We start from the raw sequence: 12,531 nt of genomic DNA, 5'->3' as shown, positions 1-12,531 counted from the left end.
TTTTTTAGCAAGCCCGCCGAGCCGTTTTCAAACGGCCACGGCACCGTGGTCGATGAAGACCGTACCTGGGAAAACGCCTACCGCCAGCGCTGGCAGCACGACAAGATCGTGCGCTCCACGCATGGCGTGAACTGTACCGGCTCGTGCAGCTGGAAGGTATATGTCAAGAATGGCCTGATCACCTGGGAAACCCAGCAAACCGATTACCCGCGCACGCGGCCCGACCTGCCCAACCACGAACCGCGCGGCTGCCCGCGCGGCGCCAGCTATTCCTGGTACGTGTATTCGGCGCAGCGCGTGAAATACCCGATGGTGCGTGGCCGCCTGATGGAAATGTGGCGCGAAGCGCGCAAGACCATGGACCCCGTCACGGCCTGGGACTGGATCAGCCAGGACCCCGTACGCTCGCAGCAGTACAAGTCCATCCGCGGCCTGGGCGGCTTCGTGCGCGCCACGTGGGAAGAGTCGAATGAAATCATCGCCGCCGCGAATGCGCTGACGATCAAGAAATACGGCCCGGACCGCATCGTCGGCTTCTCGCCGATTCCCGCCATGTCCATGGTCAGCTATGCTTCCGGCACGCGCTACCTGTCGCTGATCGGCGGCGTGGCCCTGAGCTTCTACGACTGGTACTGCGATTTGCCGCCAGCCAGCCCGCAAGTGTGGGGCGAACAGACGGACGTGCCGGAATCGGCCGACTGGTACAACTCGACCTATCTGATGGTGTGGGGCTCGAACGTGCCGATGACGCGCACGCCGGACGCCCACTTTTATACGGAAGTGCGCTACAAGGGCACGAAAACCGTCGCCATCTCGCCTGACTATGGCGAAATGGTGAAGTTCGGCGACATCTGGCTGGCGCCGAAGCAGGGCACGGACGCCGCGCTGGCGCTGGCCATGGGCCACGTCATCCTCAAGGAATTCCACTCGGAAGGGCAGAGCGCCTATTTCCGCGACTATGCGCGCCAATACACGGACTTCCCCATGCTGGTGCTGCTCAAGGAACATAACGGCACCCTCGTGCCCGACTACTTCCTGCGCGCTTCGCACCTTGACAACAACCTCGACGAAACGAATAACCCGGAATGGAAAACCCTCGTCATCGACGAGACGACGGGTGCGATCACGGCGCCGGCCGGCTCCATCGGCTTCCGCTGGGGCGAGTCGGGCAAGTGGAACCTGGAACAGAAGGCCGGCGGCAGCGGCGCGCCCATCGTGCCGATGCTCTCCATGATCAACGACAGCGACGCCGTCACGGAAGTGGGCTTTGCCTACTTCGGCGGCAAGGACGCGTCCGACATGTTGCTGCGCAAGGTGCCGGTGAAAACCATCCGCCTGGCCGACGGCTCGACGGGCCTGGTGACCACCGTGTTCGACCTGACCCTGGCCAACTACGGCATCGACCGCGGCCTCGGTGGCGAAAACGTGGCGGAAAGCTATGACGACGACGTGCCGTACACTCCCGCATGGCAGGAAAAGCACACGGGCGTGAAACGCGCCGACGTCATCACCGTGGCGCGCCAGTTCGCGGAAAACGCGGACCAGACGCGCGGCAAGAGCATGGTCATCGTGGGCGCCGGCCTGAATCACTGGTACCACATGGACATGACCTACCGCGGCATCATCAACATGCTGATGATGTGCGGCTGTATCGGCCAGTCGGGCGGCGGCTGGGCCCATTACGTGGGCCAGGAAAAACTGCGTCCGCAAACGGGCTGGACGCCATTGGCCTTCGCCCAGGACTGGGTACGTCCGATGCGCCAGATGAACGGCACCTCGTTCTTCTATGCCCACACGAGCCAGTGGCGCCACGAAAAGCTGGAAACGGGCGACATCGCCTCGCCATCGGCGGCCGGCGGCACGGGCGACCTGACTCTGCTCGACTACAACGCCAAGGCTGAACGCATGGGCTGGCTGCCATCGGCGCCGCAGCTGCAAACGAATCCGCTGGAAGTGGCCAAGGCCGCTGCCGCCGCAGGCCAGAAGCCGGCCGCGTATGCGCTCGACCAGATCAAGGCGGGCCAGCTGCAGTTTTCGTGCGATGACCCGGACAATCCGGCCAACTTCCCGCGCAATATGTTCGTGTGGCGCTCGAATATCCTCGGCAGCTCGGGCAAGGGCCACGAGTACTTCCTGAAATACCTGCTCGGCACGCAAAACGGCTTGCTCAGCGATGAAGACGACTGCCTCACGCCGAAACAGGTGAAAGTGCGCCCGGCCGCCGAAGGCAAGCTCGATCTGCTCGTGGTGCTGGACTTCCGCATGTCGACCACGTGTTTGTATGGCGATGTGGTGCTGCCGACGGCCACCTGGTATGAAAAAGACGACTTGAATACGTCGGACATGCATCCGTTCATCCACCCGCTGTCCGAAGCCGTGCAGCCGCTGTGGCAATCGAAGTCGGACTGGGAAATCTACAAGGGCATCGCCGAGAAATTCTCGGAAATCGGTGGCGAGCTGCTGGGCACCCAGCAAGACATCATCCTCACGCCGCTGATGCACGACACGCCCGGTGAACTGGGCCAGCCTTTCGATCCCAAGGATTGGCGCGCCGGCGAATGCGAAGCGATTCCCGGCAAGACCATGCCGAACATGACGGTGGTCGAGCGCAATTACCGCGACGTCTACAAAAAGTTCACCTCGATCGGCCCGCTGCTGGAAACCATCGGCAACGGCGGCAAGGGCATTTCCTGGAAAACGGGGCATGAAGTCGACGTCCTGCGCGGCATCAACCGCACGGTGCTGGACGAGGGCGTGTCGCAGGGCCAGCCGCGCCTCGATACGGCCATCGATGCGGCCGAGATGATCCTGTCGCTGGCGCCGGAAACGAATGGCCACGTGGCCGTGAAAGCCTGGGCCGCGCTGTCCTCCATCACGGGACGCGACCATACGCACCTCGCATTGCCGCGCGAGCATGACAGCATCCGCTTCCGCGATGTGCAGGCGCAGCCGCGCAAGATCATTTCCTCGCCCACCTGGTCGGGCCTGGAAAGCGAAGAAGTCAGCTACACGGCCGGCTATACCAACGTGCATGAACTGATCCCTTGGCGCACCCTGACGGGCCGCCAGCAGTTCTACCAGGATCATTTGTGGATGCGCGATTTCGGCGAGGGGCTGTGCGTGTACAAGCCGGCCATCAACACGAAGACGACGGAAGCGCTGTTGGGCACCAAGCCGAACGGCAACAAGGAACTGGCGCTGAACTTTTTGACGCCGCACCAGAAGTGGGGCATCCACTCCACGTATTCGGACAACCTGCGCATGCTGACATTGTCGCGCGGCGGACCGCACGTGTGGCTGTCGGAGACGGACGCGCAAGCTGCCGGCATCGTCGACAACGACTGGATCGAAGTCTTCAACGTCAATGGCAGCCTGACGGCGCGCGCCATCGTCAGCCAGCGCATCCCGGCCGGCATGACGATGATGTACCACGCCCAGGAAAAGATCATCAACGTGCCTGGCGCGGAGATGACGGGCAAGCGGGGCGGCATCCATAACTCGGTGACGCGGGCCGTGCCCAAGCCGACGCACATGATCGGCGGCTACGCCCAGCTGGCGTACGGCTTCAATTACTACGGCACGGTGGGCTCCAACCGCGATGAATTCGTATTGGTGCGCAAGATGAACAAGGTCGACTGGCTCGAAGGCCCGTTGCAGGAACAAGGAGCATAGTATGAAAATCAGAGCGCAAATCGGCATGGTGCTGAACCTGGACAAGTGCATCGGCTGCCACACCTGTTCCGTCACCTGCAAGAACGTATGGACCAGCCGCGACGGCGTCGAGTACGCATGGTTCAACAACGTGGAAACCAAGCCCGGCATCGGCTATCCGAAGCAGTGGGAAAACCAGGACAAGTGGAACGGCGGCTGGCGCCGCACGGATGCTGGCAAGATCGAGCCGCGCCAGGGCAGCCGTCTGAAAATCCTGGCGAATATCTTCGCCAACCCGAACCTGCCCGCCATCGACGAGTACTACGAGCCGTTCACCTACGACTACGAGCACCTGCAAAGCGCGCCGCTGTCGCAGACGCCGCCGACGGCCCGTCCGATCTCCGTGCTGACGGGGAAAAAGATGGAAAAAATCGAGTGGGGTCCGAACTGGGAAGATGACCTGGGCGGCGAGTTTGCCCAGCGCAGCAAGGATAAACTGTTCGACAACATGCAGAAGGAGATGTACGGCACGTTCGAAAACACCTTCATGATGTACTTGCCGCGCCTGTGCGAGCATTGCCTCAATCCGACGTGCGTGGCGTCCTGCCCATCGGGCTCCGTGTACAAGCGCGAAGACGACGGCATCGTGCTGATCGACCAGGACAAGTGCCGCGGCTGGCGCATGTGCATCTCCGGTTGCCCGTACAAGAAGATTTACTACAATTGGTCGTCCGGCAAGGCGGAGAAGTGCACGTTCTGCTTCCCCCGTATCGAAGCGGGCCAGCCTACCGTGTGCTCGGAAACGTGCGTGGGCCGCATCCGCTACCTGGGCGTGCTGCTGTACGACGCCGACAAGATCGAAGCTGCCGCCTCCGTGCCGCAAGAGCAGGACCTGTACCAGGCGCAGCTCGACCTGTTCCTCGATCCGCACGACCCGGCCATCATCGCCGAGGCGCGCCGCCAGGGCATCCCCGACCTGTGGCTGGAAGCGGCCGTCAAGTCGCCCGTCTACAAGATGGCCGTCGAGTGGAAAGTGGCGTTCCCGCTGCATCCCGAATACCGCACCTTGCCGATGGTGTGGTACGTGCCGCCCCTGTCGCCGATCCAGGCGGCCGCCGAATCGGGCAAGCTGGGCGTGAACGGCATGCTGCCGGACACCCAAAGCCTGCGCATTCCCGTGCAGTACCTGGCCAATCTGCTGACCGCCGGCGACCAGCCGCCCATCGTCTCGGCCCTGGACCGCATGCTGGCCATGCGTGCCTACATGCGCAGCAAGACCGTCGAGAAGGTGGAAAACCTGACGGTCCTGAAACAGGTGGGCTTGAGCAAGGCGCAGGTGGAGGACATGTACCACATCATGGCCATCGCCAATTACGAAGACCGCTTCGTCATCCCCAGCAGCCACAAGGAAATGGCCGAGGACAGCTTCAACGAGAAGGGTTCGTGCGGCTTCAGCTTCGGCAACGGCTGTTCGGACGGCACCAGCGAACCGACCTTGTTCGGCAAGAAAAAACACGGTTCGGCCATCTTCATGCAGATGCCGAAGTCGCGCAAAACGGCGCCAGGCGCTTAAGGAGCTGATATGGAACACGCTATGCATCACTACCAAATCCTCTCGCGCCTGCTGCTGTATCCGGAGCCCGAGCTGATCGCCCACCTGCCGCAGCTGGACGCCGCGCTGGCGGCCGTGCCGGAACAGCACGCGCTGCTGCGGCCCTTGCTGGCGCACCTGGAAAGCAGCAGCCTGATCGACCTGCAGCAGCAGTACGTGGCCACGTTCGACCGCAATCCGTCGCACTCGCTGCATCTGTTCGAGCATATCCACGGCGAATCGCGCGACCGGGGCCAGGCCATGGTCGACCTGATGGAGGAATACAAGCGTCACGGCCTGCAAATGGTGGGCGACGACTTGCCCGACTTCGTGCCGCTGTTCCTGGAATTCCTGGCGCAGCTCGAGGAGGAAGTCTCGGCGCCGCTGCTGGGCGACGCCGTCCACGTGCTGGCGCACATCGGCCGCAAATTGACGGCCAACGGCAGCCCGTATGCACCCGTCTTCACCTTGCTCGAACGCCTGAGCCCCGTGGCTGCGGAAATGCTGGCCGAACCGCCGGTGCGCGACATGGATGAAGCGCTGGAAACCTTCGGTCCCGGTGCGGACGGCGTCGAGCCCCTGCTGCGCCAAGGTCCGGCCCAGGTTCCGGGCGGCGTCCATCCCGTGCATTTTCACCCGCAGCCGCGGCGCGCCGCTTGAAGCGCGTCCGCATGAGGAGAGTACATCATGAGTAATTACTTGCATCAATTTGTGTATGGCATTTATCCATACATCGCGCTGGCCATCTTTTTCCTCGGTAGCCTGATCCGTTTCGACCGCGAGCAATACACGTGGAAGTCCGATTCCAGCCAGCTGCTGCACCGCGGCAGCCTGCGCCTGGGCAATATCCTGTTCCACATCGGCATCATCGGCCTGCTGTTCGGCCATGCGGCCGGCTTGCTCACCCCCGTCTGGGTGTGGGACACCCTGGGCGTGTCGCACAGCCTGAAGCAGGGCGTGGCCATGGCGGCAGGCGGCGTGATGGGCGGCCTGTGCCTGGTCGGCATCCTGATCCTGCTGGCGCGCCGCTTCAGTAACGACCGGCTGCGCGCGGTCACCACGGCAGGCGACAAGCTGGTGATGCTGTGGATTTTGCTGACCTTGCTGCTGGGCCTGTCCTCGATCTTCGTCTCGGCTTCGCACATGGATGGCCACATGATGGTCTTGCTGATGAACTGGGCGCAGCACATCGTGACCTTCCGCGGCGACGCGGCCAGCTTCATCGTCGATGCGCCGCTGGTGTTCAAGCTGCACCTGTTCATGGGCATGTCGCTGTTCGTCATCTTCCCGTTCACCCGCCTGGTGCACGTGTGGAGCGGATTCGGCGCCATCGGGTACCTGGGCCGCGCCTATCAACTGGTGCGCCGCCGTTAAGAAAGGAGTCACATCATGGGAATCTCCGTCAATGGCATCGATATCGACGATGCCGACATCGCGCAGGAACTGCAGCATCACGACGGCGCCGGCAATCCTTTGAAACAGGCCGTGCATGAACTGGTGCTGCGCCGGCTGCTGCTGGACGAGGCCGAACGCCTCGGCGTGCAGGGCGGCAGTATTGATGACCGCATCGAGACGCTGTTCGCGCAGGAAGTGCGCGTGCCGCCCGCCGACGATGCGGCTTGCCGCACCTTTTATGCGCAGCGCCCGCAGCTGTTTTGCAGCGGGGCGCTGGTCGAGGCGCGCCACATCCTGTTCCAGGTAACGCCCGAGGCGCCCCTGGAGCTGCTGCGCACGACGGCGCAAGCCGTGCTCGACGCCCTCAAACTGGCGCCCGAGCGCTTCGGCGAACTGGCGGCGCAGTATTCGAACTGCCCGTCGGGCGCCCTGGGAGGGAATTTGGGCCAGCTGTCGCCGGGCCAGAGCGTGCCGGAATTCGACGCGCTGCTGTTCCGCCTGGAAGCGGGCGCGCTGGCCGGGCATTTGCTGGAAACGCGCTTCGGCTACCACATCGTGCAAGTGCTGCGCCGGGTCGAAGGCCAGGCCATCGCCTACGAGGCCGTGCAGGCGCAGATCGCCGACCGCCTGTCGCGGGCCGCGTGGCAGCGCGCCGTGCACCAGTATCTGCACTTGCTGGTGGGGCACGCCGAGATCGCCGGCATCGAGCTCGAAGGCACGGCCAGCCCGCTGGTGCAGTAGGTAGAAATGCGTAGGCCGAAAGGCGTAGGCCGCTAGGCCTTCTGGGGCACAGCCAGATCGTGCCCCAGCCTTTACAATCAAGGAAGAAACAGGAGTAGCGTCATGGGTAGCGTCAAGTTGCAGGACCGTTTTGGCCGTTCGATCGATTATGTGCGGCTGTCCGTCACCGACCGCTGCGACTTGCGCTGCAGTTACTGCATGCCCAAGGGCTTTCGCGGTTTCGAAGAGCCGAAGGACTGGCTGACGTTCGACGAGATCGAGCGCCTGATGGGCATCTTCGTTCGCCTCGGCACGCGCCGCGTGCGCCTGACGGGTGGCGAACCGCTGTTGCGGCGCAACCTGCCGGAACTGGCGCGCAAGCTGACGGCACTGCCTGGTTTGCAGGACTTGTCGCTGTCGACCAACGCCACCCAGTTGGGCAAGCACGCCGTGGCCTTGCGCGCGGCGGGCGTGGACCGCATCAACGTCAGCCTCGATTCGCTGGACCGCGCCTGCATGCAGCAGATCACGGGGCGCGACAGCCTGCAGCCGATTTTGGATGGGCTGATGGCGGGCAAGGCGGCCGGTTTCGACCCGATCAAGATCAATATGGTGGCCATGCGCGGCATCAATGACGGCCAGATCGAGGCCATGGCGGCGTTCTGCATCGAGCAGCAGTTCATCCTGCGCCTGATCGAAGCCATGCCGATGGGCAGCACGGGCCGCAATGCCAGCTATATGCCGCTCGGTCCCGTGCGCGAGCGCCTGGCGGCACGTTTTGGCCTGGTGCCGCAGGCGCTGGAACTGGGCGGCGGGCCGGCGCGTTACCTGGCCACGCCAGATGGGCGCTCGAGCATCGGCTTCATTACGCCCATGTCGCAGCATTTTTGCGCCAGTTGCAACCGCGTGCGCCTGTCTGTCGATGGTACCCTGTATTTGTGCCTGGGACAGGAAGAAAAATTCGCCCTCGGCCCCATGCTGCGCGGCGGGGCCACGGATGCGGAGATTGAGGCGGCGATCCGTGCCGCCATCGAACTGAAGCCGCAGCAGCATGATTTCAATACGCAGCCCGACAAGATTATCCGGTTCATGGCGCAGACGGGCGGCTGAGGCAGTTTGCATTTACATTCAAGGGCGGTATGAAATTCAAGGCGATGTTTTCCTCCTGGCAGAAGCTGTCGACCAAGATCGTCGGCGCGCTGCTGCTCATGCTGGTGCTGGCCTTGAGCGCCATCGGCTGCACCCTGTTTTTGTCGTGGCAGCTCGAAGGCAGTTCGGCCGCCATCAACGAGACGGGCCGCCTGCGCATGCAGACCTACCGCCTGACTCTGCTGCTTGCCAGCGACGCGCGCGAACAGGCGCGCCAGCAAGTGCTGCTGATCGACGAAACCCTGGCCAAGATCGGCCACGGCGACCCGCAGCGCCCTTTGTTCCTGCCCCCCAGCATGGCCATCAAGTCCGAATTCGAACGCATCGGCACGGCCTGGCGCGGCGCCTTGCGCCCGTCGGCCCTGGCCGCCAACTCCACCGCGCGCGCGCGCCAGTTCGAGCACGACGCCGATACCTTCGTGGGACAGGTCGATCAACTGGTGCGCCTGATCGAGCACGATAGCGAACAGCGCACCTTCTGGCTGCGCGCCTCGCAGCTGATCCTCGTCGGCATGGCCGTCATCGGCACGGTCAGCATGATTTACCTGATGTTCATGCTCATCATCGAACCGGTGACGCGCCTGCGCCTGGGCATGCAGCGCATGAAGGAGCGCGATTTCAGCGTGCGCCTGGCAGTGGAAAGCAACGACGAATTCGGCCAGCTGGCTAGCGGCTTCAACCAGATGGCCGACCGCCTGCAGGCCCTGTACGGCAACCTGGAAGAGGGCGTGCGCAGCAAGACGGCCACCCTCGAATACCGCAACCGCGAACTGGCGCTGCTGTACGAAAGCGCTGCCTTTTTGCAGCGCCCGCAGCCGCTGGAAGATATCTGCGGCGGCTTCATGCAGCGCATCGTCGATTATTTCGAGGCGGACGGCTCCACCGTGCGCGTGCTCGACGCCGAGCGGGGCAACCTGCACATGGTTGTGCATACGGGACTGTCCGAGGAGCTGGTGGCATCCGAACATTGCCTGAAGGTGGGCGACTGCCTGTGCGGCACGGCCGTCGAGATGAAGGTGGCGAAGGTGCACGACATGCGCCGCATCGACAAGGCGCACGAGCTGCGCTGCCACCGCGAAGGCTTTGCCACCGTCTCCGTCTTCCATATCCATGCGCACGAACAGCACCTGGGCTTCTTCAACCTGCATTTCCGCCATGCGCGCGTGTTTTCCGCGCGCGAGCTGGCCTTGCTGGAAACCCTGGGCCAGCTGCTGGGCATCGCGCTGGAAAACCTGCGCCTGGCCGCGCGCGAACGCGAAATGGCCATTTCCGAAGAGCGCAACCTGGTGGCGCAGGGCCTGCACGACAGCATCGCGCAAAGCCTCAATTTCCTCAACCTGCAAGTGCAGATGCTCGACGACTCCGTGCGCAACGCCCGTTTCGACGAGGTGGCGGGCATCGTGCCGGCCCTGCATGCTGGTGTGAAGGAAAGCTATGAGGACGTGCGCGAACTGCTGGCCAACTTCCGCAGCCGCCTGATGGAGGACGATTTGATCGGCTCCCTGCGCGCGGCCGTGGACAAATTCCGCCGCCAGACGGGCATCGACGCCGAACTGCTGGCCGACGTCGACGGCGCGCCATTCCCCCGCGAGCAGCAATTACAGCTATTATTCATCGTGCAGGAAGCGCTGTCGAACATCCGCAAGCACGCCCAGGCCAGCCACGTCGAAGTGCGCCTCGCCGATCACCAGGACTTTACCCTGACGATCAGCGATAATGGCGTCGGCTTCGACGCTGCCGCCGTGCTGGAAAAGGGCGACAGCCATGTCGGCATCCATATCATGCGCGAGCGCGCGCAGCGCATCGACGCCACGTTCGACGTGCATGCCTGCCAGGGCGGCGGCACCACGGTTGAACTGCATTTGTCGCGCGAGCAGCGCCGCGCCGCCTGAGTAACTATCTGAAAGTACAAAACATGGAGACACCCGATAAACCGATCACCGTCATGCTGGTCGACGACCACGCGCTGTTCCGCAGCGGCATACGCTCGCTGCTGCAGCGGCATACGGAGTTTGCCGTCGTGGGCGAGGCGGCCGATGGCGTGGAAGGCATCAAGCGCGCCATCCAGCTGCAGCCCGACGTGGTGCTGCTGGACTTGAACATGGCCGGCATGTCCGGCGTGGAAGCGCTGCAGCTGATGCAGCACGACTGCCCCGATACGGCCATCGTCATGCTGACCGTGTCCGAAGACGCGGAAGACCTGGCGACGGCCCTGCGCGCGGGCGCCTGTGGTTACCTGATCAAGAACATCGACGCCGACTACCTGGTGCGCGCCATCCGCCGCGCGGCGGCCGGCGAAGTCGTCATCGCCGAAGCCATGACGGGCAAGCTGGTGGCGCAGCTGCAGGCGGGCACGCGGCGCGAGGAACCCGTGTCGGAGCTGGACAAGCTCACGCCGCGTGAAAAGGAAATCATCGATTGCCTGTCGCGCGGCGAGAGCAACAAGGGCATCGCCCGCACCCTCGACCTGGCTGAAAGCACGGTCAAGATCCACGTGCAGAACGTGCTGAAAAAACTCAATCTCACCAGCCGCGTGCAGGCGGCCGTGTACGCGGTCGAGCACCGGCAGGGCAAGTAGCCGCCGTTATCCCCGGTCTAGTTCTTTTTGCCGATGGCCGTCGCTGCGCTTTTAAAGTAGTATATTGAATATATCTTTAATAGCGAGTCCATCATGGCCATTACTCCCATCAGCGAACCATCCGCCCGCCGCCCCGCATCGGGCGCGGCGCCCTGGCAGGCCGGCCACGCCGTCTGGCAACTGGGTTTCCGCCCGTTCTATTTGCTGGCGGCCGTGTTTGCGGCCATCGGCATTCCCCTGTGGCTGGCCAGTTATGCAGGCTGGCTGACGGGCGGCCTGCAGGTGGGTCTGGGCTGGCACATGCACGAAATGGTGTTCGGTTTCGCGCTGGCCGTCGTCGTCGGTTTCCTCTATACGGCGGGGCGCAACTGGACAGGCTTGCCCACGCCGCACGGCGCGCAGCTGATGGCGCTCGTGGGGCTGTGGCTGGCTGGGCGCGTGGCCATGCTGTGCGGCCCGGGCCTGTTGCCGGCGCTGGTCGACTGGCTGTTCCTGCCGCTGGCCGCCTGGCCTTTGTACCAAGTGCTGCGCCGCTCGGGCAATACGCGCAACCTGTTCCTCGTCGGCTTGCTGGCCTTGCTGGCGCTGGCCAATGGCCTGTTCCACGCGGCCGTGCTGGGCGCTCTGCCGCTGTCGCTGTTCCTGCCCGTGCAGGCGGCCATCTTCATCATCGTGCTGATCGAATCGGTGATCGGCGCGCGCGTGATCCCCATGTTTACCCGCAATGGCGCGCCGGGCAGCTCGCCCGTGGCCAGTCCGCAGCGAGCCGTGATCGCCGTGGCCTGCATGGCGGCCGCCGCAGTCGCGTGGCTGGCCGGCGCGCCGGCCTGGCTGACGGCGCCGCTGGCCTTCTGTGCCGCCGGCGTGTCGCTGGCCAACCTGCTGGCATGGCAGCCGCAGCGCACGGTGCACGTGCCGCTGCTGTGGATATTGCACCTGTCGTATGCATGGATAGGCATCGGCTTCGCGCTGCTGGCGGCCGCCAGCCTGGGTTTGCTGCCGGCCAGCGCCGCCTTGCACGCGCTGACGGTGGGCTCGATGGCGGGCCTGATCATCGGCATGATGACGCGCACCACCCTGGGTCACACGGGTCGGCCGCTCAAGGGCGGCAGGGCGGAAGCGGCGATGTACTGGCTGATCCAGCTGGGCGCGCTGGCGCGCCTGCTGGCCGCCGTCGGTCCCGCCGCGCTGTCCATGCCGCTGCTGCTGGCGGCGGGCGTGTGCTGGTCGCTGGCCTTTGGCCTGTATGTGTGCGTGTATGCGCCCTACCTGTGGCGCGCCAGGGTGGATGGCCGCGAAGGCTAGGCTGGTATCAGGAAGGGCGCCAGGCCAGCAGTTCCCGGATTTCCGGCGCCCAGTAGGACAGCGATTCGCCCACGACGAATAGCAGCATGCCCAGCATGAAGGCTCTCAGCAATAAATCCCTGCACCAGATCATGGCGTCTCC

At 64.1% G+C, this 12,531-nt stretch carries 10 protein-coding genes; 9 read left to right on the top strand and 1 reads right to left on the bottom strand.

Features of this window, described 5'->3' with window-relative positions; genetic code table 11:
- The 9 genes from ASN89_RS19560 to ASN89_RS19520 form a co-directional block, all read left to right on the top strand.
- The coding region (locus ASN89_RS19560) for a nitrate reductase subunit alpha (protein ID WP_058050446.1) at positions 1–3,672 on the top strand (3,672 nt) is incomplete at its 5' end.
- Position 3,673: 1 nt separating this feature from the next.
- A complete protein-coding gene (gene narH, locus ASN89_RS19555; RefSeq protein ID WP_046685048.1) occupies positions 3,674–5,224 on the top strand; it encodes a nitrate reductase subunit beta in 1,551 nt (516 codons plus the stop codon).
- Positions 5,225–5,245: 21 nt separating this feature from the next.
- Positions 5,246–5,902: a nitrate reductase molybdenum cofactor assembly chaperone gene (narJ, locus tag ASN89_RS19550; protein ID WP_058050445.1), complete on the top strand. Its 657-nt coding sequence runs from the start codon at positions 5,246–5,248 to the stop codon at positions 5,900–5,902.
- A 27-nt stretch (positions 5,903–5,929) separates the two neighbouring features.
- On the top strand, positions 5,930–6,616 hold the full coding sequence (gene narI, locus ASN89_RS19545) for a respiratory nitrate reductase subunit gamma (RefSeq protein ID WP_058050444.1): 687 nt from the start codon (positions 5,930–5,932) through the stop codon (positions 6,614–6,616).
- Between the two features lie 15 nt (positions 6,617–6,631).
- Positions 6,632–7,378: a peptidylprolyl isomerase gene (locus tag ASN89_RS19540; RefSeq protein WP_058050443.1), complete on the top strand. Its 747-nt coding sequence runs from the start codon at positions 6,632–6,634 to the stop codon at positions 7,376–7,378.
- Between the two features lie 102 nt (positions 7,379–7,480).
- Positions 7,481–8,467 carry a GTP 3',8-cyclase MoaA gene (gene moaA / locus ASN89_RS19535; protein WP_058050442.1) on the top strand — a complete coding sequence of 329 codons (987 nt, stop codon included), beginning with the start codon at positions 7,481–7,483 and terminating at the stop codon, positions 8,465–8,467.
- Positions 8,468–8,511: 44 nt separating this feature from the next.
- Positions 8,512–10,398 (top strand): type IV pili methyl-accepting chemotaxis transducer N-terminal domain-containing protein, encoded by a 1,887-nt coding sequence (locus tag ASN89_RS19530; RefSeq protein WP_321166397.1) that lies wholly within the window; start codon positions 8,512–8,514, stop codon positions 10,396–10,398.
- A gap of 23 nt (positions 10,399–10,421) precedes the next feature.
- Complete coding sequence (locus ASN89_RS19525; protein ID WP_046685054.1) at positions 10,422–11,084, top strand: response regulator; 663 nt, start codon at positions 10,422–10,424, stop codon at positions 11,082–11,084.
- A 93-nt stretch (positions 11,085–11,177) separates the two neighbouring features.
- On the top strand, positions 11,178–12,389 hold the full coding sequence (locus ASN89_RS19520) for an NnrS family protein (protein WP_058050440.1): 1,212 nt from the start codon (positions 11,178–11,180) through the stop codon (positions 12,387–12,389).
- A gap of 7 nt (positions 12,390–12,396) precedes the next feature.
- On the opposite strand, the gene ASN89_RS29715 is transcribed toward ASN89_RS19520, so the two are convergent.
- Positions 12,397–12,522, bottom strand: coding sequence for a hypothetical protein (locus ASN89_RS29715; RefSeq protein WP_260687154.1), 126 nt, complete (start codon positions 12,520–12,522; stop codon positions 12,397–12,399).
- Positions 12,523–12,531 lie beyond the last annotated feature (9 nt).

It is taken from the genome of Janthinobacterium sp. Ant5-2-1 (assembly GCF_001445815.1).
Classification (GTDB): domain Bacteria; phylum Pseudomonadota; class Gammaproteobacteria; order Burkholderiales; family Burkholderiaceae_D; genus Janthinobacterium; species Janthinobacterium lividum_E.
Note: the sequence above shows the minus strand (reverse complement) of the source record. Positions and strands in the feature narration are given on the sequence as shown.